Genomic DNA, 25,607 nt, shown 5'->3' with positions numbered 1-25,607 from the left:
CCACCGGCCGGATCTCGGCATGAGCGGGTATCTTGTTCTTGTCTGCCGGCTTGTGGCCGGCGTTCCGATTTCAGGTGTCCGGTATATCCGCTGGGGGTGGCCCACCGAAAGTGCCCTTTTGGGGCTGGACGAAAAACAAACTAGCGGCAATTGACGTTAACGTCAACATGCGAATGTGAACTATCCGATACAAGGCTCATCCCCGGATTCGGGCGCCTCCCCGGTAAACATTTGAGGCAATCATGAGGTTAAATGCCCTCATGCGTTGCGCGGATCTGGTCCATTAGTCGCAGATGTGCCCCTTTCTGCGGAAACTACCTATACGCGGATCGGGGAAACTGACCTAGTTTCCCCGGATGTCTGTCGCTTCCTATTCTTATCAGCTACAGCCGGCCCGGGTACGGGTGGAGTTTTTCCGGCTGCTTCCCATCTCGTTATTCGTGGTGGCGTTTGGCGCTGCCTTTGGATTGGCAGCTACCCAGAAAGGCCTTGAGCCGCTCCAGGCGGTGCTGATGAGTGCGACGGTGTTTGCCGGGGCCTCCCAGTTTGCCGCCGTCGATATGTGGGGCACCGAGGTATCTGTACTTCCGATGATCGCGGTGGTCTTTGCCATCAATTCCCGCCATCTGCTTATGGGCGCTTCGCTGTACCCGATGCTGAAAGATGTATCGCCGGGCAAGCGCTATGGTCTCTTGCTGTTGCTGACCGATGCCAACTGGGCGGTTTCCGCCCAGGAATACCAGAGTGGCCGACGAAACCTGGAGGTTATCCTTGGTGGCGGGTTGGCTCTTTGGCTGGCCTGGATCATCGGGACCGGTCTGGGCGTCTATTTTGGTGGCCTTCTGCAGGATCCCAAATCCCTGGGCCTGGACATGGTTCTCGGCTGCTTCCTCCTGGCCATGGCACTGGGCGGCAAGAAATCCCCGAGAGTGCTCGTGGCCTGGACCGTCACAGCGCTGGCTTCATTGGCGGCCTGGAAATGGTTGCCGGCGAATACCCACGTCGTCGTGGGCGCGCTCGCCGGTGGTGCGATCGGGTTCTTCTGGCTCGAGCGAAAGCCTGCGCCTGCTTCTGACGCGGAGGACAGCACCCATGACCGTTGAGACCACCACAGCCGGTATTCTGTTCCTGATTGCGATCATGACCGCCGTTACACTGGTAACCCGTTTTGGCGGCGTGTTCATCATGTCGTTCGTGAAGATCAATCCTCGTATCGAGAGCTTTATCAACACCATGGCCAGCTCGGTCCTGATTGCCATCATTGTGCCCATGGCCGTGACGGGGGACGCTGGTGCGCTGGCGGCCCTGACCACGACGGCGGTTACCATGCTGGCGTTGCGTAAACCTCTCCCGGCCATTGCCGCCGGGATTGCCGCTGCCGGAATCGTGCGGTTTCTGGCCTAACCTCTCGAATCTGAAGTGATTAAAAAGTGCTCAAGTCCGGGGGGCTGCGGCCGATATACCTGTGTAGTAATTACAGGTGCCCAAAGCCATGATTTCCTCCAGCCAGATTTCGCTTTTCCAGGACAGTTCCCGCCAGGTATCGGCTTTCGACAGCACGCAGCTCCGCATCAACCGGCAATCTGCCGCTGCGCCGCAGGCCAATGAGAACGCGGTTGGCTCAGAGTTAACGCTCATGCGCCAGGCTGCCTATCGTTACAGCAGCCAGGAGCAGCTCGCCTTCAGCGGCAGCAGCACCGTGACGGATGGCGGTCAGCAGAGCGTCTTTACCAGTGCGCAGCTTGCCGAGAAAACCTCGGAGTTGTTTCTGATGGGCCAGCAGGCACTGAGCGTTAGCCGTGCCGCGCTCGGTGGTGATGCGGGTGTTGAGGGTCGGGGCAGTGTCTCGGTTTCTGCCGGACGCTATATGTTTTACTCGGAGAGCGAATCCAGAAGCTTTGCCTCCACTGGCACCATCGCATTGGAGAATGGTGAGACCATCGACTTCACCCTGTCACTGCGACAGTCCCAGTCCCGGACCTACGAGTACTCGGAACTGGTGCAGATTCAGGAACGGCCACTCACCGACCCTCTGGTGATCAACTTCGGCTCTGCCACAGCCCGCCTGACCGATACCCTCTTCGAGTTCGACCTGAACGGTAACGGTGAAACCGGGCAGTTTGCCACCCTGGGCAGCGGTAGCGGCTACCTGGTGCTGGACCGAAATGGCAACGGCAAAGTGGACGACGGCTCCGAACTGTTTGGTCCCCGGAGCGGCTCCGGCTTTGGCGAGCTGGCCCGGTTCGATGACGACGGTAACCGCTGGATTGATGCCAGTGATGAGATCTTTAAATCGCTGTCCGTGTGGGTGCAAACCGCGGACGGCTCCCAGGCTTTGAAATCCCTGGAGGAAGTCGGGGTTCAGGCGCTGTACGTGGACAATGTAGAAGACCGCTTCACGCTGGCCAACAGTCAAGGTGTGCCGCTGGGCCAGATCAAGGGTTCGGGAATCTATCTGACGACCGACGGTGAGGTTCGCACCCTGGAAGAAATTGATCTTGCCGAGCAGAACACCGCCGACGCGCCGGCCGCCGAGACGGTACTGAGTCGCGACAGTGGCTCGCCGGATCGCGGTGGTAACGGTCTGGTTGAGGCCCGGGTGGAAGCGATCCGCTCCGCGCTTGAGAAGCTCAATGAAATCCGCGAGAAGCAGAAGGCATTTATCGAAGAGTCAAAGGATTCCGGTAAGCCGGAATCTCCCATCGTCGATTACCTGAAACTGATCGACAAGATGCGCTTGGAGATGCTGAACAGCCAGGATGAGAAGAAGCAGGCGGCGAGCCGGTATCTGGAGCTTGCCAGCTTGTAGCGATCGACTCCGAGGCAGGTCCGGTCGGGGGCAAGGCTCCCAAAAATGTGCGGAGCCAGGGATGGCGGAGCCAAGCGTACACGGACGTATTTACAGCGTTTTTTGGGGGCCTTGCCCCCGGCCGGGCCGTTTGTTTACTCCATGGAGGGTTTGGGCATTTGATTGGTATTTCTCAGGGCCAGCTCTCCGATGCCAGGCAGTTTTACTCCCAGTGCCAGCGGGTTAATGCCGAAAGAGAGGCCTAGAAGGTTCAATTCCAGTCCCTCCCGAATGCCTGCCAATACGCCAAAATACCCGCCCAGCGAGACCTGATAACCCGCGCCACCCGGAACCTCTGCGATAATACGGTCGCCGAGGTAGTCCTTGCCGATCGCGTGGTTCGGCAGAGCCACATCAAGGCCCTCAACCTCCCTGATTACCCAGGCCACGAAAGTGTTGCTGTTGGGGCCGGGCCAGGCTTCGTATTCGGTCGGGTAGGGGTAGGACGCCACTGCCTGGTAGATGTCGGGAATCAGCTTTTCGGCTTCTTCGCCGCGGATATCGGCATAGAGGTTCGGCTTTGCACCGTACCAGTGTCTGTCGGGCTCACCGGGCCGGGAATTGACCACGTAGCTGCGCCAGCCGGTCACTTCATGAACCCGATAATGGCTGGCCCCTTTTTCCTTGGTGGCTATCCAGGTATGGACAGCAAAGTAACCTCGCCAACTCCAGGCCCGGGCGCCATATACCTGAACGATGGCTTCCTCGGCCTGTTCTGGCAGAGGGGCAATCCGGGCGCTTTCCCGGGTGGCTGTTTGCCAGCTCTCGGCTCCCTGCAGGCTGCCACTGGTGGCAAGCAGAATCGGGCCAGCCAGCAGCAGGAGCACGGCGCCGAAGAACCAGCCGGTGTATCTGAAAAATCGTTTCATGAACTCAGTCCGAAGCGTGGGGTAGACGGGACCCTCTGAGGCACAGAAAGTTCCGCACGACTACCCGGATTATAGGGGACAGGTACGCCAGCCGTGGGTTGGCGGATGAGGCTTGTACCGGGCTGTGGTTTGCCGTGAGGACGCTTGTCTTCTAGGCTCAGAAATACAAATCGCAACTCCCAGGAGGCTTTAATGTCTGACCATCACGTGTATAAAAAAGTGGAAATTGTCGGGTCTTCCAAGAAAAGCATTGAAGACGCCATTGAGAATGCACTTGAGGAATGTGGTAAAAGCGTTCGCAACATGGAGTGGTTTGAGGTAACCGAAACCCGCGGCCATATCGTTGATGGCAAGGTGGGCCATTATCAGGTCGTAATGAAAGTCGGTTTCCGTATCGCCAACAGCTGAACAGGCGCTCCCTAGTTACTGCGAATTGCCCGGTGCCGAATGGACGAGACCAGCTGGTTCATCAGCTCACGGGCTTCGCCCTCGTGCAGGCTATGGCACTTGTCCTGTAAGACCCGGCGATCATGATTGGATGAGTCGCTAGGGACATCTTTTAGCAGGTCCAGATACTGGCAGGCCGCAAGGTGCGCCTTGATCTCGGCATCAATCAGCCGGGTAACCAGTTCATCGACGGACTCTGTGCAGAAGGGGCGGTTCCGGTTAAGCAGCTCTCGGGCCTCCAGGGCCGCATTGCGGGCTTCCAGTCTGAGTTCGCCGGCTGCTTCGCCGCCTTCAACCGCCCTCAGGAACATGCCCAGGCGTTCATGAAGATTCCATACCTGGGGCCAGATCCTGGCGTAGGCTTCCACTTCTTTCTGATAGCGGGCTTCTTCAACTGGGGAGCCTGAAGCGCCATTGCCGGACTCACCCGGACGATTGAATTGTGCTACCCGTATGTCGTCAACTTCCCGCCACAGCGTATCGGAACGCTCCCGCAATGCGGTCAACTGGTCCTCGCTACGCCGGCGAGCGCCCGATCCGATGAACAGGGCAATCACGGCCAGGCCCAGGGCGGCCGCTGAAAGCAGAAGCGGCAGGCCGCCTGTCGATAACATGCTCCACAATGGGTCTGTATCCATGGTGTCTGACCCCCGCGTAAATCCAGTCTGGGTCTATCAGTATAGAAGTTAATCCGGCGTCTGCTGTCGGAAGGGCAGGGCGGATTCCGCATCGCTGAAATAAGCACGCACGTGGTCCGCCTCCTCTCGGGTGAAGTTTTCTATGGCTTCGCGGAAGCCGGGGTGCAGAACGCCATGCCAGGAGTGGGTGATTACCGGCTCAAAGCCACGTACCAGTTTGTGTTCGCCCTGGGCGCCGGCATCAATATGGCTGAGGCCGAGGTCCATCGCCAGTTCGATGCCCTGGTAGTAGCAGGTTTCAAAGTGCAGGTGGTTATATTCGTCAAGGCAACCCCAGTAACGCCCGTAGAGGGTGGTTTTGCCCGCCAGGAACAGGGCACCGGCAATCATTTCGCCCTCGCGCACTGCCATCACCAGATGTACGTGTTCGGGTAGCTGTTCCAGAAGCAGCTCAAAGAATCGCTTGTTGAGGTAAGGTCGTTGGCCCCGTTTCAGATAAGTCGCCTGGTAAAACACATAGAACGCGGAAAGCACGTGCTCCGGAATATCCCGGCCATGAAAGCGTGTAAAGGAAATTCCCTGGTCCGCAACCTGGCGACGTTCCTTGCGGATGGACTTGCGCTTGCGGGAAGTCAGCGCCGCCAGAAAGTCCTCGAAATTACGGTAATCATGGTTATGCCAGTGGAACTGGCATCCGATGCGATGTAAGGCCTGCTCGTGTTGAAGCAGCTCCTGATCCTCTTTGCCGGGAAACAGCAGGTGCCAGGAGTGGGCTCCCAGTTCATCGGTCAGCCTGTCCAACAGGTGATGAACCTGTTCCGGTACCAGCTGTTGTCGAATGTCCGGATCCAGCAGCAGCCTTGGGCCTGCGGATGGCGTGAAGGGAATGGCGATCAGTAATTTTGGATAGTACGCCAGCCCATGCCGCTGGTATGCATCGGCCCAGGCCCAGTCAAACACATATTCCCCCATGGAGTGGCTCTTCAGAAAAGCCGGCGCAAGGCCGACGATTCTGCCAGCCTTTCGGAACACGAGGTGACGTGGCGACCACCCGGTCTCCGGGGATGTGCATCTGGACGCTTCCAGTGCCTGGAAAAACTCGTAACGAAGAAATGGATTGCTATGCCCAGCCAGCCGCTCCCACTCAGGGGCGGGAATATCATTGATGCTGGTGCAGGTTTCCAGTGTGAGAGTCGCTGGTCCGGGTTCTGACATGGTGAGGGAAAACTCCTTTATGTACTCGATACCATACGTCAGAAGACAGCTTTTGATCACCCCGGGGTCAGTGTAAAGGTTCTGCAAAGTGACCTGGCCCGAATCAGTGGTTTGCGGGTAGCGTGTTAGACTTCAGCAGCAACTGTGGTCGGCACGACAGGTGGAGAAGCGACATGCAGAACAGGGTGTTACTGGTCGAGGACGATGATGAATTGCGGGAATTGCTTGCCCGTTACCTGACCAATCAGGGATTTACCATTCGGGAAGCTGCCAATGGCCGGGACGGCCTCGCGCTGGCGCTGGGTCAGGACTGCGATATTGTCGTGCTGGACATCATGCTGCCGGATATCAGTGGCCTCGAGGTGTTGCGGGAACTCAGGGCAGAGACCCATCTGCCCGTGGTACTGCTGACCGCCCGGGGCGACGAGACGGATCGGATCGTCGGTTTCGAGGTTGGTGCCGATGACTATATTCCCAAACCCTGTAATCCGCGCGAGCTGGTGGCCCGGCTGCAGGCGCTTTTGCGGCGGATTGCCTGGGACCAGAAAACCGAAGTCAATGCGGCCCGGACCTATGGCGACCTACGTGTCGAGCCGGGCCATCGCCGAATTTACCAGAATGATGTGGCGATGGAGTTGACCGCCACCGAGTACGAGGTTCTGCAGGTTCTTCTGGCACACGCAGGCAGCGTGGTCCGCAAAACCGATCTCATGCAATGGGCGCTGGGCCGGCGCCTTGAAGCTTACGACCGCACCCTTGATATGCACATCAGTAACCTTCGCAAAAAACTGGGCAACGACGACCCGCCCCGTATCGAAACCGTTAGGGGGCTGGGGTACAGCTATCGGGTGCCAGAATGAAACAGCGGCCCATGTTCCCTCTGTTCTGGCGGATCTTCCTGTCGATCTGGCTGGCTATGGCGGTCACCGTGGTGGCCAGTAACCTTGCAACCAGGATGCTTCTGGACCGGGAGCGGGAAGCCATCGAGCGCCAGGCAGGTCTAAGGGATCTGGCCGAAGAAGCTATCGCAATTCGCGAGGCCGGCGACCGTGGCGAAGCGTGGCGTTTTCTGCGGGACGAAGGCGAGCGTCTTGAACTGTTTCTGGTGTTGCTCGAACAGGATGAAAACGATGGCAAGCTGCCCTCGTTCATCCGCGACCGCATGAAATCCGGCTGGTACCCGCAGAAACCCGCGGTACTGGACGTTGGCGGCGGTTACCGGTTGGTGGCCTGGCCACGGGTGCAGGGCGCCGGCTGGCTCAACCCGAGATTCTTCAGGGCCATCGAGCTCGGGCTGGCCCTGCTGATGATTTCACTGGCGTGCTGGTGGATCGCCCGCCTGGTATCGCGACCGTTGAAACACATGGAAAGCACCGCCCAGGCGATTGCGGCCGGTGATAATTCTCTGAGAGTCAGCGAAAAGATCGCCCAACGCCGGGATGAGGTGGGGCAACTGGCCACGGCTTTCAATGCCATGACCGAACAGCTCTGCAGTCTGCTGGAACGCCAGAAACATCTGCTTCGGGATATTTCCCACGATTTGCGAACGCCGCTCACCCGCCAGCGTATAGCCATTGAGCTGGCAAACGAGGCCGGTGCAGATGAAGAGCTGATGGCCAGCATTCTGCGCCAGAACGAACGGCTTGAAACCATGACCGGTCAGATACTGACGTTATACCGGGTTACCGAAGCCGGCGGCGATATCGAGCGCGAGCCCCTCCGGCTGGTGCATGTGATCAATCAGGTCCTCAAGGATGCAGCGGACTATGCCGAACACCAGGGTGTGGACTGCAAACTCGTGGTGTCGCCGGAAAGTTCAAGGGCGTCGGTGCTGGGTGATGAAGGGCTTTTACAGCGAGCCATCGACAACATCCTGCAGAATGCCCTCGACCACACGCCACCTGGCAGGGCTGTTCATCTGGCCGTGACGGTGGCCGATGACTGGTTGATGCTAACGGTTGATGACGAGGGGCCGGGCGTTCCGGATGAGCTGATCGGCCAGCTTTTCGAGCCGTTCTTCCGCGCAGACAAGTCTCGCGGGGGCACGGGCTGGGGGCTTGGCCTGGCCATTGCCAGAGACATCGTAGCGGCCCACGATGGCGTGATCGGGGCAGCAGCGGGAGAAACTGGCGGCTTACGGGTGACGCTTCGCCTTCCGGTGTTTTTCGGGGGCGGCTGACTCCGGCTCCGGGTCGGAAGGTTTCAGTTTTTCGGCGCCGGAAAAGTCGATACCCTCCTGCAGCTCGTCTTCGTCAAAGCGGATTCCGCAGGCCGCTTTCCGAATCTTCGCGGGCTTTGCCGTGCCCGGGTTGTTGTATTCGTCTTCAGAGGCCATAGGGCGTTGTCCATGAAAAAAGATTACCCCGTTCCGGCAGGATACCTTGAGCGTGAAACGGAAGTGAAGAAAAGCCGGTTCATTGCCCGGGTAGCCCCGGTGAGTTCGCGGGAGGAGGTGAAGGACTGGCTGGAACAGGCCCACCAGGACCACCCGGACGCCCGGCATATCTGCTGGGCCTACCAGATCGGGCGTCCCGGTTCTGCCGCCGAAGCTGGTATGAACGATGATGGTGAACCGTCCGGAACGGCCGGAAAGCCGATTCTCAACGTGATTCAGCACAAGGATATGGGAGATGTGCTGGTGATGGTGGTCCGTTACTTTGGTGGCATCAAACTGGGCGCCGGTGGCCTGGTGCGAGCCTATGCCGGAGCTGCAGAGAGCGTGCTGTCGGCTGTTGATCGGGTGGTCCAGAAGCCCATGGTGGACGTGCTGGTGCTCCTGTCTTTTGCTGACGAGCAACCGCTGCGGCACTGGTGTGAGATGAACGGGGCATCGGTGGAATCGGTGGATTACGGGGCCTCGGTACGGGCTGGTGTTCTGGTCCCCGAGGATCAGGTCGAGGCATTCGGAGCCTTCTGCGATGCCCATAAACTGGATTACAGTTTAGAAAGGTGACGGATCCCGGGGGCATCGTTGTGCGTCTGCGAGGCGTATACTGTTCGTAAATCTGAGTCTCAATCGAGGACAGGAATCATGATGCGTTTTCTGATGTTAGCGGTTGTTGCACTGGCCATGACCGGTTGTGCCAGCAACGTGGTGACCGACTACAACTCTTCCGTGGTTTTCGGTAATTATTCCTCCTGGGCGTTTGCCGGTGGCACCGATTCGTCTTCCTTTACCTCACTCGACGGCACTCGGGTGCGCAGTGCCGTCGAGCGAGAGCTGAATCGCAAAGCGCTGAAACAGGTCCCTGAAGCAGAGGCCGACTTGCTGGTAAGCTGGCAGATCGTGCCCGAGGAGCGCCTTGAGCAGACGGGGCTGGGACTCGGATTTGGTTTTGGTAGCGGGAATTTCGGCTGGGCCCTGTCTGCGCCGCCACCGGTACGTGAAATTGAAGAGGGAAAGCTGGTTGTAGAACTGGCAGACAGCAAGTCGAAAGAAGTTGTCTGGCGCGCCGCCAGTCGGCGCTATCTCAATGAAAACCAGTCACCCGAGACCCGAAGAGAACTGATCGACGAGGTCGTGGCCGAAATGTTTACCAAGTATCCTCCCGGTCTCGATTGAAGGCGTTACAAGACAGGAATAGCACGGAGACAGAATGAAGAAGCGATCTGAGGGCGGTCTGGTTTTTTCGACCGAGCAGGGGCGTATGTGCCCGGATTGCCGTAACCCCGTGAATGAATGTACCTGCGATACATCATCACGGCCTGCCGGGGATGGCATTGTCAGAGTGAGCCGGGAGACCAAGGGCCGCAAGGGTAAGGGTGTCACCCTGATTACCGGCATTCCACTGGACGACAAAGAACTGAAAGCCTATGCCAAGATGTTGAAAGCCAAATGCGGCACCGGTGGTACGGTAAAAGATGGTGTGGTCGAAATCCAGGGCGACCAGCGGGATCTTCTGGTTCCGCTGCTTGAGCAGAAGGGGTGGACGGTGAAGCGCGCCGGTGGCTGATGGTATAACACGCAAATCCCCCACGCTCACGTTACAATAGAGCCCGCGTTAACAAATCCCGAGTTTCATACGTACCGGAATCTTGCCAGAAATCCCCGCAATTATGCTGTTGGATGGCGGATTCTGTTCGACCGGAGGCAAGCATGCATATACTGGTTATGGGCGCAGGCGTTGTGGGCACTACCACGGCCTGGTATCTGCAGAAGCAGGGGCACCAGGTAACTGTGGTTGATCGCCAGAACCAGGCCGGCCTGGAAACCAGTTATGCCAACGGAGGTCAGATCTCCGTTTCCCATGCGGAGCCTTGGGCCAACCCGTCCGCCCCTCTGAAAGTCATGAAATGGCTGTTCCAGCCCGACGCGCCCCTGCTGTTCCGGCCAAGACTGGATCCCGCCCAGTGGCGCTGGGCGCTCTCTTTTCTGGGGCAGTGCACCTCGGCCCGGGCTGCCCACAACATCCGCCAGATGGTAAATCTCGGCACCTACAGCCGCAGCCAGTTGCAGGCTCTGCGTAAGGAAGCGGGCATCGAGTACAACCATCTCGAGAAGGGTATCCTGCACTTCTACACCAATCCTGCAGAGTTTGACGGTGCCATGGAGCCGACCCGGATCATGCAGGATCTGGGGTGTGACCGTCAGATTATCGATGCAGACCGGGCGGTAGAGCTGGAGCCGGCTCTCAAGCCGATCCGCAACCGGATTGCCGGGGCAACCTACACCTCGGAAGACGAATCCGGTGATGCCCGGATGTTTACCCAGAACCTTGCAAAACGCTGCGCGGAGGCCGGCGTAGAGTTCCGGTACGGCACTGAAATCCTGAGCTTCGAACGCGCCGGCGAGCGGGTACTTGGGATCCAGACCCTTCGGGACGGCCATCATGAGACGCTGCGCGCGGATGCCTACGTGCTGAGCATGGGCAGCTTCAGCGCGGCGCTTGCCAGTCAGCTAGGTATTGTCCTCAACATCTATCCGGCTAAAGGCTATTCGATTACGGTACCGGTGAAGAACGAGGAGGCGGCGTTCAATGTCAGTCTCACTGACGACGAGTACAAGCTGGTTTATTCCCGCCTGGGTGATCGCATGCGCGTGGCGGGCACGGCCGAACTGAATGGCTACAGCCGGAAACTGAACTATACCCGCTGCCGCGCTATCGTGCGCCGCACAGCGGAAGTCATGCCCGAAGCAGGTTACTGGGATCAGGCGGAGTTCTGGACCGGTTTACGGCCTGCGACGCCCTCCAACGTGCCGTACATCGGAAAAAGCCACTTCGCCAACCTCTACCTGAATACCGGACACGGCACCCTTGGATGGACCCATTCCTGTGGTTCCGCCGCGGCCCTTGCGGACATTATTGACGGCCGCAAGCCTGAGGTGGATTTTACGTTTTCCGGCCTATAAAAAAGGGGCCAGATGAGGTGTGTCATCTGGCCCCTTTCCAAACGCCTCACTGATTACTGCAACTGATCCCGAATCAGTTTCTTGTTGATCTTGCCAACACTGGTCTTCGGAATATCTTCCACGAAATCAATATGCTCCGGGATCGCCCATTTATTGATCTCGCCGCTTTCCACAAACTGCTTCAGGTGGTTCTGGATATCCTCGGCACTGGCTTGCTCGCCCGGCTTCAGGGTGACCAGAGCGTGCGGCCGTTCGCCCCATTTCTCATCGGGCACGCCAACCACCGCAGCACCGGCGACAGCAGAATGCTGGCTGATCAGGTTCTCCAGGTCCAGTGAAGACAGCCATTCACCACCGGTCTTGATCACGTCCTTGATGCGATCCTTGATGGTGATGGTGTTGTCCGGCTCCATGGAAGCCACGTCGCCGGTGTGAAGCCAGCCACCTTCCCAGAGCTGTTCGCCTTTCTCGGGCTCCTTGAAGTAACCCTGAGTCAGCCATGGCGCGCGGGCCACGATCTCTCCCTTGGCCTCGCCATCGTGGGGGACCGGCTTGCCTTCGGGGTCCACAATTTCCAGCTCAACCATGGGCGTCGCAATACCGGTCTTCACCCGGATCGCAGTTTGCTGCTCAAGAGGCAGTTCCAGGTCTTCAGGTTTAAGGTGCGACGCGCAGAGCAGCGGACAGGTCTCAGACATGCCGTAGGCGGTGTAAAGTTTGATGCCGAGCTTGGCCCCGGCGTCGCAAAGCCCTTTGGTGAGTGCGCTGCCGCCGATCAAGACGTGCCAGTTGCTCAGGTCGGCCGTCTTGATGGATTCAGTGGCCATCATCATCTGCATGATGGTGGGCACGCAGTGAGAGAAAGTCACTTTGTGTTCCTTGAGCAGATCCACCAGCAGCTCCGGCTCATAGCGGCCCGGATATACCTGTTTGATGCCCATCATGGTGGCGGCATAGGGCACGCCCCAGGCATGCACGTGGAACATGGGCGTCACTGGCATGTAGACCGACGAGGAACGCATCAGCGGCATCTCGTCGAATGACGCCACGGTGCCCGTCATGGCCAGCGTGTGCAGTACCAGCTGGCGGTGGCTGAAGTAGACGCCTTTGGGATTGCCAGTGGTGCCCGTGGTGTAGAAGGTGGTCGCTACACTGTTTTCGTCGAAATCGGGGAAGTCGAACTTGTCATTGGCCCTGGCGAGAAGGTCCTCATACTCCCCGACAGCCTCAACAGGTGCCTGTTGTGCGGTATTGCTGTCGGTGAGCTGAATCCAGGTCTTGACCGTTTTGATCTCGTCTTTGACCGCCTCAATGATCGGGAGGAAGTCGTCGTGAACCAGAACCACATCGTCTTCGGCGTGGTTCATGGTGTAAACGATCTGGTCCGGCGACAACCGGATGTTGACGGTGTGCAGAATGGCGCCAATCATCGGAATGGCAAAGAAGCACTCCAGGTACCGGGGGGTATCCCAGTCCATGACCGCAACGGTATCGCCCGGTTTCACGCCGGCATCGGTCAATGCGTTTGCCAGGCGGTGAATGCGTTCGACGAGATCCGTATAGGTGTACTTGCTGCGGTTGGAGTAGACAATTTCCTGGTCTGGATTGTACCTGGGGCCCGAGAGCAGGAGTCGTTTGATCAGCAGCGGGTACTCATAGGCGTTTTCAGCCGGGGGTAGAATGCGTGTCTGTGCCATTACGTGTGTCCTCTTTCCCAGTTGTTGGTGTTATCGCGAGAAACAGGAATAAATCTGACACAGATTGGCTGAAACAGGAACCGAAAAGGGTGAAAAAATGCAGAGCGAACGGTGGCTTAGGTGCGAAATCCGTTTCGCTCTGCGGACGCGCCCCTCAGGGGCAGCGATATTACTCGTAGGTGCGGAATTACTCGTAGGTGCAGAGGTAAGCCGTGTCGATGTCGGTCTTTGCCTTGAAGCTGGCCTGACCCGCTACGTCAAAACTCTCGCCGGCACCGTAGGTCATCCACTCTTCCATGCCGGGGAGCAGCACAGTGAGGGCGCCGCTGATGACGGTCATGGTTTCTTTCTTGCTGGTACCAAACTCGTACTCGCCCGGGCTGATCACGCCAACGGTGGCTGGCAGAGTCGAGGTCTGGAAGGAAATGGACTTGGCCTGGCCTTCGAAATATTCATTTACTTGCAGCATATGCTGGCTCCTCGAATGATGTGGGCAGCCTACTATACGGAAATTTCGTGCACTTCCAATGACAAAATAATCAGCCTGAGCCGTCCTTGTTATTGTCGGGCACTGCTCGGTCTGTTTTGGTTTCAAGTCCGCTGTAAAGCTTGTGGGTGTCCGGATCGTATCGTTCCCGCAGTTCGTCCTTGGTGGTACCGCTCCAGAGCGAAATTCCGGTGAAGTAACCTGCCCGCCCGATGACATGAGCAGCGATCGGAGCGGTCAACAGGATAAACACGATGAAGGCGATTGCCCTTGCCGCGACCGCGCTGTCTGAAAAGTGCAGTGCTACCCCGGCCATCGTGAGTATCGCGCCCATCGCGCCTGCTTTGGTGGATGCGTGCATGCGTGTTGGCAGGTCTGGCAGCCTTACGATGCCGATGGCCGCAAGCACCATGAATGAGGCCCCCGCCAGCAACAGGATGGAAACGAAAATTTCACTCATCCTTGACGCCTCCACGCTCCAGGAACCTGGCGAACCCTATTGCCGCGAGGAAAGCGGTGAGGGATATCACGATCGCCACATCAAGAAAACTGGAGACACCGGTATCAATGGCGTGAACCCCAACGTAGCCAACCACCACGGAAGCAATCAGCTCAAGTGCAACCACGCGGTCCGCCAGGGAAGGGCCCCGGGTTAAACGGATGAAGGCAAAAAGTAACGCCAGGGACAGCATGAGATACACAATATTAATGGCGATTCCAAGCATGGTGGGCTCCTAGCGCATAACCTTGAGGATTCGGTGTTCCAGTTCTCTCAGGTCATTTCTGAGCTGTTCCTCGTCCTGAAGAAACATGGCGTGGATAAACAGCACCCGTCGATCATCGGAAACATCCAGGCTGAGGGTCCCCGGTGTCAGTGAGATCACACTACTGACGAACATGATCTCCATATCGGTACGTGCCTGTAGCGGAAATGCGATCACACCGGGCTTCATGTGCCAAACCGGCGTGGCGACATCATAGGCAACCCTCAGGTTGGATTTCACCAGCTCTTTCAGGAAAAAGGCCAGGAAGGCGATTAATCTCGGAATTCTCCGGGAGTAGCCCTTCAACGCGGGCACCTGGTTTTGCAGAACCATGAGCGCGATGTAGCCAAAACAGAAGCCGGCCAGCAGGTTCATGGCAGTGACGCTGCCACTGAGAACCACCCAGGCGATTGCAAGCAGCAGGTTCCAGAACAGGCCAATCATTTCGGCGTCCCTCCAAGAACCGCTTCTATGTATAGCTGCGGGTTCATCAACTGGTCTGCGGCCGTCTCGGCCAGAACGTAAATTGGCTGCCCGTACAGGCCAATAATGAGCGTGCAAGCCGCAAGCCCGACCACCGGCACATAGTAGGCCCAGTTGTGCGTATTTTTTATCTCGCCGTTGAGCCTGCCGACATCGGTCACATGGTCGGGAACCTTTTTCCAGAAGACTTCCGCCCAGATCTTGATCATTGAGTACAGGGTCAGCAAGCCAACCAGCAGAGCGATGGCGGAGATCATGTATTCACTGGCTTCCAGGCTGGCTTTCACCACAATGAACTTGGCGAAAAAACCGGACAAAGGCGGAATACCGGCGAGCGAGAGCGCCGGAATCAAAAACAACAGAGCGAGGTACGGGCGCTGACGGTAAACACCGCCCAGGTTCTTCAGCTCATAGCTCCCAAGCAGACGGTAGGTGATGCCGCTCACCAGGAACAGATTCGTCTTCACAATGATGTGGTGCATGATGTAAAACACGCCGCCAATCAGGGCCAGAGGCGTGAATAACGCCAGCCCGAGCAGCATGTAGCCGATCTGGCTGACAATGTGGAAAGAAAGGATTCGCCGGAATTCGAACTGCGCCGCCGCGCCGAGAACGCCGGTCAGCATTGTCAGGGCCGCGGCCCAGAGTAATATGGTGTGTGTGTAGGCGACGTCCTGCGTGAAGATCAGCGTAAACACCCGATAGAGTGCGTAAACCCCTACCTTGGTCAGGAGCCCTGCAAACAGCGCTGAGACGGCGACTTGCGGCGTGTGATAGGAGGCAGGGAGCCAGAAAAACAGGGGGAACGCCGCCGCCTTGATGCCGAACGATACCATGAACATCAGCGAGACCACCGTCACCATGCCAGGGTCTTCGACGCTGTTCAGTTTCTGTGCGATGTCCGCCATGTTCAGGGTGCCCACCATCCCGTAGAGCAGGCCCACGGCGGAGAGAAAAATGGCCGACGAGAACAGGTTCAGGGTCACGTACTTGATGGCGCCTTCCATCTGGGCTCGCTCCCCGCCCAGGGTCAGGAGGGCAAACGATGCGAGCAGCATCACCTCGAACCAGACGAACAGGTTGAATATATCGCCAGTCAGAAAGGCTCCGGCTACGCCGGCGAGCAGCAGGTGCATCAGGGGGTAATAACCGAATTTTTCATGACCTTTCGGTGTTGAGGCCAGCGAATAGATTGCGATGGCAAGGCCGATAATGCCGGTTAGCACAATCATGATGGCGCCAAGAACATCGGACACCAGCACGATGCTGAAGGGCGCAGGCCAACTGCCCATTTCAACCACCAGGAAGCCCTGCTCAATGGTTGAACTCATGAGCCAGATGCCGGCTGCCAGCAACAGCCCGGTGGCAACAACTGCAAGGACCCGCTGAAGCGTGATGGAGCGCCAGAATGCCAGGGACAGAGCTCCGGCTGTCAGGGGTATCAGGATCGGGAGAACGAGTTCCGGGTTCAAGTATCCGTATCCTTCATCTTGTCCAGGTCATCGGTTCCAACCACTTCGTAGGCACGACGGATCAGAACCACGGCGAACGCCAGGACGCTGAAAGCAATCACAATGGCGGTGAGAATAAGGGCTTGCGGCAGCGGATCGGCCACTGCTCCAACGACTTCACTCGCCCCCTCGGGAATCAGCGGTGGTGCGCCCCGGGTCAAACCCGCGACCACGAAAATCAGAAGGTTGGCCGCGTTGCTCAGAATGATCAGGCCAATGACGAGTTTGACGATAGAGCGGCGCAGCATCATGTATATGCTGGCTGTAAACAGCAGCCCAACGACATAGGCCATCAAGGTTTCCATAACTGAGCCCTCTCCCTGGCAATGAATGCACGGTTCATTCGTCCGACTCCATCAGGCTGATCACAAAGGTCATCAGCGTGCCCAGTACGGCCAGGTACACGCCAATGTCGAAAATCAGAACGGTTGATAGTTTCAGGTAGCCTTCACCGGGGAGTGGAACCTCCCACCAGAGTGCGGTAAGCATGGCCTGGCCAGTCCAGAAGGCAGGGATTGTTGAGGCGAGACCGAAGAGCAACCCGGCCGCCAGAATATCCCGGGGGCTGACACGCAGCAGCTTGCGGGTTGATTCGGCGCCAAACGCGAAGGCATAGAGCACAAACGCACTTGCCGCCACCAGTCCACCGATAAAACCGCCACCGGGTTCGTCGTGCCCGCGCAAAAGCAGGAACACCGAAAACATCAGTTGTAGCGGCATAATCGCGAGAGCGGCGGTGTGGAGTATGAGCGTATTGGTTTTCATGGCTTGTGCTGGTCCTCCGCCCTGAGTTTGACCATCGAGTAAACCCCCATCGCCGCAAGGCCCAGAACAAAGATTTCCCCCAGGGTGTCCAGCTGCCTGAAATCCACCAGAATTACATTGACGATGTTTTTGCCGAAGGCCAGGCCATAACTGTTTTCAATGTAATAGCTGGAAATACTGTCGAAGTACTGGATATCCAGCACCGCAAGCATCAGCAGGGTCATGGTCGCGCCGGCAAAGATAGCCACGGACAGGTCCCGATAACGTTCCCACGGCGATGAGAGGTTGACGAAAGGCGGCAGTTTGAAGAGCACCAGGACCAGCAGTATCACAGTCAGGGTCTCCACGAGGAGCTGAGTGATGCCAAGATCCGGCGCGCTGAAATGAATGAATATCAGGGCCACCCCGAAACCCAGCACGCCGACTGACGCAACGGAACCCAGCCGGGACCGGGTGACACTGGCAAACACGGTGGCTGCGACAATAAGAAGAGCGATGCCAAACTCGTAGAAGTAGCCATTGCTGAAATCGAAATCCAGCTGGAAACCGTGGCGGGTGAACAGCGTGTAGCCTGTCAGACCGAAAGTGACCAGAACGAGGATCAGCAGATAGATGCCCAGAACCCCGTTCTGCAGCACTCGGGTTTGCCAGCTTGCAACCTGGGTGATCCCGAGCATGAATCGGAAATAGCCCGCCTCCGGACCAAAGCGGCTGGCGGCCGTGTTGACGGCATAAAGCGTCGGATGCAGTCGCTGCCAGGTTATGAAAAGCAGGGAGCCTGCGAGGAGGCTGGCGCCAGACAGCATCAATGGAACATTCACTCCGTGCCACAGGGCCAGAGCCGTCGTCACCCCAGTGCCATAGACGGATGAGACTGTGGCATCCAATACGAAGATTGCGGGCACAAATGGCGCCACGCCAAAAATCAGCGCCAGAAGGGTCAATACGGCCGGGCCAATCAACATGGCGACGGGCGCGTCGTGGGGCTGTTTTGGAGTGGTGCGAACGGGACCGAAGAACGGCTTCAGGAAAAGCAGTCCCGCTACGGCCACGACCAGAATCGACGAAGCGACAGCTGCTGTCAGGAGCCCCCATGGCCACACCGGCGAGTTGATAACCGACTCGAACATCAATTCCTTGGCAACGAAGCCGAAGAGTGGCGGAAGCCCTGCCAGCGACAATGCAGCCAGCCCGGTGATAACCGCGGTCCTGGGCATGCTGCGCCAGAGCCCGCCCATTTTCGTGATGTCTTTGGTGCCTGTTTCGTGGTCCAGTGCGCCCGCCAGCATGAACAGGGCACCCTTATACAGCGAGTGCGCCACCAGAACGCAAACGAAAGCGATGATCGCCTTTTCCGTGCCGATCCCGATGAGCATGGTGAGGGTGCCCAGCGCCATGACGGTCGAGTATGCCAGCACCTTCTTGATGCCGGTGCTACTGAAGGCCAGGTAGGCGCCAGTGAGCATGGTCGCAGCGCCGAAAAACATCAGGGAGTTGCTCCACAGTCCATCCCCGTCCATGGATGAATTCAGGCGCGCCAGCAGATAGACGCCGGCCTTGACCATGGTCGCCGAGTGCAGGTAGGCAGAAACGGGGGTGGGCGCAGCCATGGCATTGGGTAACCAGAAGTGAAATGGTACCTGCGCAGACTTGGTGAAAGCTCCGATGAGTATGCAAACCGCCGCGGCGGTGTAGTAACCATGGTCGTGAATGGCCAGATCGGATGCCAGTATCTCGGAGAACGAATAGCTACCGGTGATGAAGATCAGGAGAATCAGACCAGCCATCAGTACCAGGCCGCCCCCCGCTGTGACGAAGAGCCCCTGCAGGGCGCATTTCCTGGCTTCTGCATCTTCATGGTTGAAGCCGATCAGCATGTAGGACGTGATGCTGGTCAGTTCCCAGAACACGAAAAAAGTGATGAGGTTATCGGATAATACCAGCCCAAGCATCGACGCCATGAACGACAGCATGATGACGTAGAATCGGCCGAGATCCTTGTGGCCCTGGAGGTAGGAACCGGCATAGATCAGGATAAAGGTTCCGATACCGCTGATCAGAAGCGCGAAGACCAGTGCCAGGCCATCAACCATGAAATCCAGCGAGACGCCGAGTCCGGGCATCCACTGGTTACGAATCACAAGAGTTTCACCGCCGCTGACCGCCGGGATGAGGCTGACAAAATAGGCCGTGAGCAATGCGGGGAGAAGGGCCAGCACCCAGCCAATGTGTTTACCTGCCACGCGATAGAGCGCGGGAACCGCCACAGCCAGCAAAAAGCCCGAAAGCACAGCCAGTAACATCATTCAAGGGTGCTCCTTTAAGACCCAAGTTAAAACGTCCTGCAGTTAACGGCGGTTTTTATAATCAGTATTTAATACGATTCCTTCTCACAAAAAGTTCTTGGACTTGTCGATTGAATTACTGGTCCCAGGGATGGCCCCGGGTGTTTTCTGTGGTGTTAACCTTCAAATGCATGGCAGCTTTTGCCAGGAAGTTGGCACTCACAGGGGCCGTCATGAACAGAAAGGCCGTGATCAGGAATTCCTCAATACCGATGCCCTGTCCAAGTGTGCTGAAGTAGATCACAGAGCTGATGACGATGGCGCCCACTCCAACCGTGGTTGCTTTGGTAGGGCCATGAAGGCGAGTAAAGAAGTCCGGTAGGCGAGCCAGGCCAATAGCGCCGATCAGGGTAAATGCGCCCCCGATGATCAAAAGCAGGCAGATGGCGAATTCAGCGTAGGGATTCATCGGATGTTTCCTCCAGGAGCATTTGTGTGCCGGGTGTGGGCTTACTCAATGACGCTGCCCCGCTTCAGATATTTGGCCATGGCGACGGTTCCAACAAAGCCCATGACAGCAATCAGAAGAGCCGCCTCAAGGTACATGCGTGTTCCGAGTGTGAGGCCGAGCAGAATAATCAAGGCAATGGCGTTGATATAGAGCGTGTCGAGTGCCAGCACTCTATCGGGTGCATCCGGTCCCTTGATCAGACGGTATACATTCAGAAGCGCCGCCACAGTGACCATGGCAATGGTGATGTAGAGGGCGATGGCTATCATTGGAACATCTCCAGCAGAGGCTTCTCGTAGCGGGTTTTGATCGTATCGATAACTGTCTGGTCGTCCTCGGCGTCAAGCGCGTGAATCAGCAGCAGCTTGTTGTCATCGCTGACGTCAGCGCTCACAGTGCCGGGCGTCAACGAGATAGTGCTGGCCAGAATTGTGATGGCCAGGGGGTGCTCCAGCTCCAGGGGATAACAGACAAATGCAGGACGTGCCGGCCTCGGGCTGAGGATGAGCCGTGCCACTTCAACACTCGCGATAACAATATCCCAGACAACGCGCAGGAGGTAGGCGGGCACTCTCCAGGCTTTGATGAATGCCGGCGGATCCGGCCAGAAGCCCTGGGTTATCTGGGGTATTGCCCATGCCAGGATCAGGCCCAGTACCGCACTGCCCCCGCTTATTCCGTCACTCAGAAACTGCCAGGTGATAAAAAGGGTTAGGCTCAGCCAGGGCTGGGGAAAACTCAGGCGATCAAGCATCAGCTGTCCTCCCTGACCATCTTGGTTTGCAGGATCTCAATATAGGCATCCTTGTTGTGCAACTGTTCGGCCGTGGCATCGGTGTAGCGGGTAATCGGGCCAGCCAGCACAACAATCACCACTGCCAATGCAGTCAGGGCACCGGCTGCGACAGAAATCCGGCCGTTGAGCGGATCTGGCTTTTCCAGATGACCATCCACCGTGCGCCAGAAAACGATACTGCCGGCGCGGCTGTACGCGATGACGGTCAGGAAACTGCCGATCAGAAGTACTGACCAGAGCCATGCCATTTCGGTTCCCGACTGAACAGATTGCAGAATCAATACCTTGCCGAAAAAGCCACTCAATGGCGGAAGGCCAGCTGCTGCTACGGCTCCGACCAGGAACAGCACGCTCAGGAAAGTCCGGTTCTGCATTTTGGGGGCGGTAACGATGCGATCCTTGGCCGAGCCCCTCTGGTTGGCCACCAGCTCCGATACCAGGAACAGGCCGCCAACCGTCCAGGTGGTGCTCAAGAGATAGAACAGGGCAGCAGACAGACCGGCTTCGGACCCGAGCGAAATCGGTGCCAGCAAAGTGCCCACGGAAATGATGACCTGCCAGGCGACCAGGGTTTTCAGGCTGCCGGACCCCAGCGCACCAATAACCCCCATGGCGAGGGTGGCCAGGGCAATGGGGAACAGCCAGTCCATGCCCAGATTGGCGAGTTCGCCGGCGTCGTCGCCGAAGATCAGCAGATACACCCGCAGAATGGCGTATATGCCAACCTTGGTCATCACCGCAAACAGCGCGGCCACGGGCGCCGTGGCTTTGGAGTAGGCACGGGGTAACCAGAAGCATAGGGGTAGAATCGCGGCCTTGAGACCGAACACCACCAGCAACATCATGCCGCCGGCTTTAACGATGTTCAGACCTTCCCCGGACACCTGCGGAATCTTGACGGCCAGGTCTGCCATATTGAGGGTGCCGGTGACGCTGTAGATCATGCCAACACTGATAAGGAACACGGCGGAGCCTATCAGGTTCAGCACGACATAGTGCAGGCCCGGAACGGTCCTTACCGTGCCACCGCCATGCATCAGCAACCCGTAGGAGGCAATGAGCAGCACCTCGAAGGCAACAAACAGGTTGAACAGGTCACCGGTCAGGAAGGCGATGTTCAGCCCCATCAGCTGGAACAGGAAAAGTGCATGGAACTGGCGGTTGCCCTCGTCGGCACCGCCGATAGAATAGATGTGACAGAACAGGGCCAGCACGGCCGTCATGACCAGCATAAGTGCTGCGAGACGGTCGAGGACCAGTACGATCCCGAACGGTGGCTGCCAGTTGCCGAACGCATAGATGCGATAGCTGCCGTCGTCTGCCAGTACCAGAAGCACGATGGCGGAAACCAGCATCAAAACGGTTGTAGCCAGTGCCAGGGTGCGGCGAAGACTGATGGGTGCATAGCCCATGAAAGCCTGAAGAATGCCGCCTAGCAGCGGAATCAGAACAGGAGCGGTAAGCCAGTGGTTCATTTACCGTTTACCTCCTCTTCCTGTTCCGGAGCAGGCGATTTGTAGGGCTGTTTACCATCCACGTGGTCGTCCTCGTTGTCCGCCAGGTTGCGCAGTGACAGGACGACAACGAACGCGGTCATGGCGAAACCAATCACGATAGCAGTCAGTACCAGTGCCTGTGGCAGCGGGTCGGAATAGCTCGCAGCCGTTCCGAGGACCGGTTGCTGGCCGGTCGCCAGGCGACCGCTGGAGAAGAGAAAGAGATTCACCCCGTAGGACAGCATGGTCAGTCCCACCACGACAGGAAAGGTGCGAGCCCGCAGAATCAGATAAACGCCGGATGCCGTCAGGGCACCAATGACCAGCGCAAAAACAAGCTCCATTATGCACCCTCCTTTTTACTCTTTATGGCGGAGTGGGGAGATATCCGGCCGATACTGACCAGCGCAAGCAAGGTAGCGCCGATCACAGTGAGATAGACGCCCAGATCAAAAATCAGTGCAGACGCGACCTCGAATTTGCCAACCACAGGCCAGGTTATGTAATCGAACGTGGAGGTCAGGAACGGATAGCCAAAGGCGAGGCTTCCGGCGCCGGCAACTGTTGCGAAGAGCAGGCCAAGGCCGATCACGTTGTGGTAACGGACAGTGATTCGGTCTTCGGTCCAGTCCATACCGCTGGCAATGTACTGGAGAATAAGGGCAACCGAAGTCACCAGGCCGGCGATAAAGCCGCCCCCGGGCAAATTGTGACCCCGCAGGAAAATGAAGGCGGATACCATCAGTGCCAGTGGCAGCATGGGCCGGGCAATCAACCTCAGCATCAGCGGGTGGGAATCCCGCGTCCATGCATGTCCCTCGCCGTCGCTGGGAGGCGGCGTCAGGGCCGTGTCCTTCAGCATGGCGTAGATGCCAAGGGCAGCAATGGCAAGAACGGTAATCTCACCCAGGGTATCGAAGCCCCGGAAGTCCACCAGGATCACGTTGACCACATTGGTGCCGCCGCCGCCGGTTTTGCTGTTTTCTAGGAAGAAATCAGAAATCGAACTGAACGGTTGGGTCAGCATCGCCAGTGTGACCAGCGTCATGCCAATGCCGGCTACCGCCGCAATGGCAATATCCCGCAACCGGCGTTTCAGTGGTGTCTCGATGGGCGTCCATGCAGGCATGTAAAAGATTGCCAGCATCAGGAGAACAATGGTCACGACCTCAACGGAAAGTTGTGTCATTGCCAGATCTGGTGCTGAGAAACGGGCGAAAGCCAGAGCCACGATCAGACCGACGACGCTCAGCAAAACAAGGGCATAGAACCTTTGACGGTGCAGGATGGCCGTTGTCAGAGCACAGAAGATCAACAGAACGGCCGCGATCCCTGTTGGTAAATCCACCGGGCTCAGTCCGTTTTCGCCGACAAAAATGCCAAGCCCGAGAAGCGGCATGGCTGCGACCGCGATAGCGCTTACCAGAAGAAGCATGGCGTATCGCTGAAGCGAGCCATTTTCGATGCGCGTGGTAAATCTGTTGGCGAGATCGACAACCCGCAGCACCACCGCTTCGAATACCGCCTTCTCATCAATTTCCTTGAACCGGGCGTGGAAGTCGAAGAAGCGCTGACGCTGGCTGTACATCAACAGTCCGCCGAAGAAAGCGACAAAGCTCATGACCAGCGGCAGGTTGAAGCCGTGATAAACAGAAAGCGTGTAGTCCGGCACATCGCCGCCAAGCGTGGCGGACGCTGCGATCTGGAGCAACGGGCCCACGGAAACAGCAGGGAACACGCCGACCATGATGCAGGCAAATACCAGGATCTCCACCGGAAACTTCATGTAGCGCGGAGGCTCATGCGGTGGGTAGATCGGAAGATCGACGGGCTTGCCGTTGAAGAACACATCGTGGACAAAGCGTGCAGAGTACGCCACAGCGAAAATACCCGCGAGCGTGGCAACGATCGGAGGTAGCCAGGCCCAGAGCCCCGGCAGGTTCAGCTCCAGGGATTCGGCAAAGAACATCTCCTTGCTCAGGAAGCCGTTCAGCAGTGGTACGCCTGCCATCGATGAGGCGGCCACCATGGCCAGGGTTGCGGTGTGCGGCATGTAACGCCAAAGGCCATTGATGCGCCGCATGTCCCGGGTGCCGGTTTCATGGTCGATGATACCGGCGGCCATAAACAGGGAGGCTTTGAACGTGGCGTGGTTGATGACGTGGAACACCGCAGCCACGGCGGCAAGCTGGGTGCCCATGCCGAACAGCAGGGTGATCAGACCCAGGTGACTGACCGTCGAGTGGGCAAGCAGGCCTTTCAGGTCGTGCTTGAACATGGCCACATAGGCACCAATGAGCAGGGTGGCCATGCCGGTAAAGCTGACCATGTAGAACCACTGTTCAGTACCTGCCAGGGCCGGATACAGCCGGGCCATGAGAAAGATGCCGGCTTTGACCATGGTAGCCGAGTGCAGGTAGGCAGATACCGGTGTCGGTGCCTGCATGGCGTGAGGCAGCCAGAAATGGAACGGGAACTGGGCCGATTTGGTGAACGCGCCCAGCAGAACCAGGGTCAGGGCGACCGGATACATGGCATGAGCCTTTATCTGGTCTCCGGCTGCCAGCACGTCATCAAGCTCGAAGCTGCCAACAATGTTGCCGATGATCAGGATGCCGGCGAGCAGTGCAAGGCCGCCGCCGCCGGTTACCGCGAGTGCCATCCGGGCGCCACGGCGGGCGTCCTGTTTATGGGTCCAGAAACTGATCAGCAGGAACGAGGTCAGGCTGGTCAGTTCCCAGAAAATCATCATCAGGAGGAGGTTGCTTGAGAGCACGATGCCGAGCATCGATCCCTTGAAGCACAGCAGCAGGGCGTAGAACTTGCCGACGTTTTCATGGGCTTTCAGGTAATAGCGGGCGTAAAGAATGATCAGCAGCCCGATGATCAGGATCAGCAGAGCGAACAGCAGGGACAGCCCGTCCAGACGAAAACTGAAGGAGAGGCCGAGCGCGGGGAGCCATTCGTAGCTGTGCAGCACAACGCCGCCGTCAGCAAGGGTTTCCCAATGGGGGAAAAGGGCTGCGAGTGCGATCAACGCGGGTACAGAAGATGCAACGGCAATCGCCGTTCTGCCGCCCTGGGCGAACAGGGGTGCGGCTATGGCACCCAGAAAAGGCAGTAAAACAACCAGCGGTAGCGACATCGCAACCTCGTTATTGGTTTTCTTTTACGTGAGTATTGAAGGCATGTTTGCCTGAGTCTAGTCTCCGGCCGGCCACCCTGCACATCGGGCAACGATCCCTTTACGGCATGGCGGGTGGGGTGGATCAGCAGAAGGCAGGCGGGTCCGGGAAGTACGGAAGACGTCCCCGGTGCCGCGCGATGTCAGCGGTAACAGGTGGGCGGGTAACTCTTGTGCAGCCGAAGGACCTTGCGGTCATGGTTGCTCCGTCAATGAAACTTGATTGCCGATGATACGTGCCCCGTCTGGAAGGTCAAGTCA

Annotated in this window: 29 protein-coding genes; 10 read left to right on the top strand and 19 right to left on the bottom strand. The window is 57.9% G+C overall.

Annotated elements, in window-relative coordinates:
- The first annotated feature begins 356 nt into the window (after window positions 1–356).
- From AC5JQH_RS04220 to AC5JQH_RS04210, 3 genes are all read left to right on the top strand, one after another.
- Window positions 357–1,103 carry an AzlC family ABC transporter permease gene (locus AC5JQH_RS04220; RefSeq protein ID WP_008173926.1) on the top strand — a complete coding sequence of 249 codons (747 nt, stop codon included), beginning with the start codon at window positions 357–359 and terminating at the stop codon, window positions 1,101–1,103.
- Complete coding sequence (locus AC5JQH_RS04215; RefSeq protein ID WP_008173928.1) at window positions 1,093–1,404, top strand: AzlD family protein; 312 nt, start codon at window positions 1,093–1,095, stop codon at window positions 1,402–1,404. The genes AC5JQH_RS04220 and AC5JQH_RS04215 overlap by 11 nt, the downstream gene beginning before the upstream one ends.
- 88 nt (window positions 1,405–1,492) lie before the next feature.
- Window positions 1,493–2,809: an SPM autocatalytic domain-containing protein gene (locus AC5JQH_RS04210; RefSeq protein WP_493805327.1), complete on the top strand. Its 1,317-nt coding sequence runs from the start codon at window positions 1,493–1,495 to the stop codon at window positions 2,807–2,809.
- 134 nt (window positions 2,810–2,943) lie between these two features.
- Here AC5JQH_RS04210 and AC5JQH_RS04205 read toward each other — a convergent pair whose 3' ends face one another.
- Window positions 2,944–3,717 (bottom strand): DUF3750 domain-containing protein, encoded by a 774-nt coding sequence (locus tag AC5JQH_RS04205; RefSeq protein ID WP_493805326.1) that lies wholly within the window; start codon window positions 3,715–3,717, stop codon window positions 2,944–2,946.
- 192 nt (window positions 3,718–3,909) lie between these two features.
- Here AC5JQH_RS04205 and AC5JQH_RS04200 point away from each other — a divergent pair, with 192 nt between their 5' ends.
- On the top strand, window positions 3,910–4,125 hold the full coding sequence (locus AC5JQH_RS04200; protein WP_008173934.1) for a dodecin: 216 nt from the start codon (window positions 3,910–3,912) through the stop codon (window positions 4,123–4,125).
- A gap of 11 nt (window positions 4,126–4,136) precedes the next feature.
- Here the strand turns inward: AC5JQH_RS04200 and AC5JQH_RS04195 are convergent, their stop codons facing one another.
- Both AC5JQH_RS04195 and AC5JQH_RS04190 read right to left on the bottom strand, forming a co-directional pair.
- Entirely contained in the window at window positions 4,137–4,802 is a 666-nt protein-coding gene (locus AC5JQH_RS04195) for a hypothetical protein (protein WP_273045934.1), read from the bottom strand.
- Window positions 4,803–4,850: 48 nt separating this feature from the next.
- On the bottom strand, window positions 4,851–6,017 hold the full coding sequence (locus AC5JQH_RS04190; RefSeq protein ID WP_273084324.1) for a GNAT family N-acetyltransferase: 1,167 nt from the start codon (window positions 6,015–6,017) through the stop codon (window positions 4,851–4,853).
- Between the two features lie 173 nt (window positions 6,018–6,190).
- Here AC5JQH_RS04190 and AC5JQH_RS04185 point away from each other — a divergent pair, with 173 nt between their 5' ends.
- Both AC5JQH_RS04185 and AC5JQH_RS04180 read left to right on the top strand, forming a co-directional pair.
- Window positions 6,191–6,877 (top strand): response regulator transcription factor, encoded by a 687-nt coding sequence (locus AC5JQH_RS04185; protein WP_008173941.1) that lies wholly within the window; start codon window positions 6,191–6,193, stop codon window positions 6,875–6,877.
- A complete protein-coding gene (locus AC5JQH_RS04180) occupies window positions 6,874–8,196 on the top strand; it encodes a sensor histidine kinase (RefSeq protein ID WP_476158956.1) in 1,323 nt (440 codons plus the stop codon). The genes AC5JQH_RS04185 and AC5JQH_RS04180 overlap by 4 nt, the downstream gene beginning before the upstream one ends.
- Here the strand turns inward: AC5JQH_RS04180 and AC5JQH_RS04175 are convergent.
- A complete protein-coding gene (locus tag AC5JQH_RS04175; protein WP_008173944.1) occupies window positions 8,152–8,352 on the bottom strand; it encodes a hypothetical protein in 201 nt (66 codons plus the stop codon). The two genes, AC5JQH_RS04180 and AC5JQH_RS04175, sit on opposite strands and share 45 nt — an antisense overlap.
- Before the next feature lie 12 nt (window positions 8,353–8,364).
- Here AC5JQH_RS04175 and AC5JQH_RS04170 point away from each other — a divergent pair, with 12 nt between their 5' ends.
- The 4 genes from AC5JQH_RS04170 to AC5JQH_RS04155 all read left to right on the top strand — a co-directional run bounded on the left by AC5JQH_RS04170 (window position 8,365) and on the right by AC5JQH_RS04155 (window position 11,367).
- Entirely contained in the window at window positions 8,365–8,970 is a 606-nt protein-coding gene (locus tag AC5JQH_RS04170; protein ID WP_008173946.1) for a YigZ family protein, read from the top strand.
- 81 nt (window positions 8,971–9,051) lie between these two features.
- Window positions 9,052–9,579 carry a DUF4136 domain-containing protein gene (locus tag AC5JQH_RS04165; RefSeq protein WP_169702224.1) on the top strand — a complete coding sequence of 176 codons (528 nt, stop codon included), beginning with the start codon at window positions 9,052–9,054 and terminating at the stop codon, window positions 9,577–9,579.
- 34 nt (window positions 9,580–9,613) lie between these two features.
- A complete protein-coding gene (locus tag AC5JQH_RS04160; RefSeq protein WP_273045929.1) occupies window positions 9,614–9,970 on the top strand; it encodes a translation initiation factor Sui1 in 357 nt (118 codons plus the stop codon).
- A 143-nt stretch (window positions 9,971–10,113) separates the two neighbouring features.
- Entirely contained in the window at window positions 10,114–11,367 is a 1,254-nt protein-coding gene (locus AC5JQH_RS04155; protein WP_493805325.1) for a D-amino acid dehydrogenase, read from the top strand.
- A 53-nt stretch (window positions 11,368–11,420) separates the two neighbouring features.
- Here AC5JQH_RS04155 and AC5JQH_RS04150 read toward each other — a convergent pair whose 3' ends face one another.
- From AC5JQH_RS04150 to AC5JQH_RS04080, 15 genes are all read right to left on the bottom strand, one after another.
- Complete coding sequence (locus tag AC5JQH_RS04150; protein WP_493805324.1) at window positions 11,421–13,064, bottom strand: fatty acid--CoA ligase; 1,644 nt, start codon at window positions 13,062–13,064, stop codon at window positions 11,421–11,423.
- 187 nt (window positions 13,065–13,251) lie between these two features.
- Window positions 13,252–13,533 carry a pyrimidine/purine nucleoside phosphorylase gene (gene ppnP, locus AC5JQH_RS04145; RefSeq protein ID WP_014577877.1) on the bottom strand — a complete coding sequence of 94 codons (282 nt, stop codon included), beginning with the start codon at window positions 13,531–13,533 and terminating at the stop codon, window positions 13,252–13,254.
- Between the two features lie 70 nt (window positions 13,534–13,603).
- Window positions 13,604–14,011, bottom strand: coding sequence for a monovalent cation/H(+) antiporter subunit G (gene mnhG, locus AC5JQH_RS04140; protein ID WP_014577876.1), 408 nt, complete (start codon window positions 14,009–14,011; stop codon window positions 13,604–13,606).
- Window positions 14,004–14,276: an MrpF/PhaF family protein gene (locus tag AC5JQH_RS04135; protein ID WP_014577875.1), complete on the bottom strand. Its 273-nt coding sequence runs from the start codon at window positions 14,274–14,276 to the stop codon at window positions 14,004–14,006. The genes mnhG and AC5JQH_RS04135 overlap by 8 nt, the downstream gene beginning before the upstream one ends.
- Window positions 14,277–14,285: 9 nt before the next feature.
- Window positions 14,286–14,759, bottom strand: coding sequence for a Na+/H+ antiporter subunit E (locus tag AC5JQH_RS04130; RefSeq protein ID WP_014577874.1), 474 nt, complete (start codon window positions 14,757–14,759; stop codon window positions 14,286–14,288).
- Entirely contained in the window at window positions 14,756–16,270 is a 1,515-nt protein-coding gene (locus tag AC5JQH_RS04125; RefSeq protein WP_108017607.1) for a Na+/H+ antiporter subunit D, read from the bottom strand. The genes AC5JQH_RS04130 and AC5JQH_RS04125 overlap by 4 nt, the downstream gene beginning before the upstream one ends.
- Entirely contained in the window at window positions 16,267–16,614 is a 348-nt protein-coding gene (locus tag AC5JQH_RS04120; protein ID WP_014577872.1) for a Na+/H+ antiporter subunit C, read from the bottom strand. Before AC5JQH_RS04120 ends, AC5JQH_RS04125 begins: the two co-directional genes overlap by 4 nt.
- 34 nt (window positions 16,615–16,648) lie before the next feature.
- Window positions 16,649–17,074: a Na+/H+ antiporter subunit B gene (locus AC5JQH_RS04115; RefSeq protein WP_041645418.1), complete on the bottom strand. Its 426-nt coding sequence runs from the start codon at window positions 17,072–17,074 to the stop codon at window positions 16,649–16,651.
- Window positions 17,071–19,380, bottom strand: coding sequence for a putative monovalent cation/H+ antiporter subunit A (locus AC5JQH_RS04110; protein WP_493791397.1), 2,310 nt, complete (start codon window positions 19,378–19,380; stop codon window positions 17,071–17,073). Before AC5JQH_RS04110 ends, AC5JQH_RS04115 begins: the two co-directional genes overlap by 4 nt.
- 115 nt (window positions 19,381–19,495) lie before the next feature.
- Complete coding sequence (locus AC5JQH_RS04105; RefSeq protein WP_014577869.1) at window positions 19,496–19,828, bottom strand: Na+/H+ antiporter subunit G; 333 nt, start codon at window positions 19,826–19,828, stop codon at window positions 19,496–19,498.
- A gap of 41 nt (window positions 19,829–19,869) precedes the next feature.
- On the bottom strand, window positions 19,870–20,139 hold the full coding sequence (locus AC5JQH_RS04100; protein ID WP_014577868.1) for a K+/H+ antiporter subunit F: 270 nt from the start codon (window positions 20,137–20,139) through the stop codon (window positions 19,870–19,872).
- Window positions 20,136–20,624: a Na+/H+ antiporter subunit E gene (locus AC5JQH_RS04095; RefSeq protein ID WP_014577867.1), complete on the bottom strand. Its 489-nt coding sequence runs from the start codon at window positions 20,622–20,624 to the stop codon at window positions 20,136–20,138. Before AC5JQH_RS04095 ends, AC5JQH_RS04100 begins: the two co-directional genes overlap by 4 nt.
- Window positions 20,624–22,141 carry a monovalent cation/H+ antiporter subunit D gene (locus AC5JQH_RS04090; protein WP_014577866.1) on the bottom strand — a complete coding sequence of 506 codons (1,518 nt, stop codon included), beginning with the start codon at window positions 22,139–22,141 and terminating at the stop codon, window positions 20,624–20,626. The genes AC5JQH_RS04095 and AC5JQH_RS04090 overlap by 1 nt, the downstream gene beginning before the upstream one ends.
- Entirely contained in the window at window positions 22,138–22,506 is a 369-nt protein-coding gene (locus AC5JQH_RS04085) for a Na+/H+ antiporter subunit C (protein WP_014577865.1), read from the bottom strand. The genes AC5JQH_RS04090 and AC5JQH_RS04085 overlap by 4 nt, the downstream gene beginning before the upstream one ends.
- Window positions 22,506–25,307, bottom strand: coding sequence for a monovalent cation/H+ antiporter subunit A (locus tag AC5JQH_RS04080; protein WP_014577864.1), 2,802 nt, complete (start codon window positions 25,305–25,307; stop codon window positions 22,506–22,508). The genes AC5JQH_RS04085 and AC5JQH_RS04080 overlap by 1 nt, the downstream gene beginning before the upstream one ends.
- Window positions 25,308–25,607 lie beyond the last annotated feature (300 nt).

It is taken from the genome of Marinobacter sp. H13 (assembly GCF_059072335.1).
This window is presented reverse-complemented; position numbering and strand designations above follow the sequence as displayed.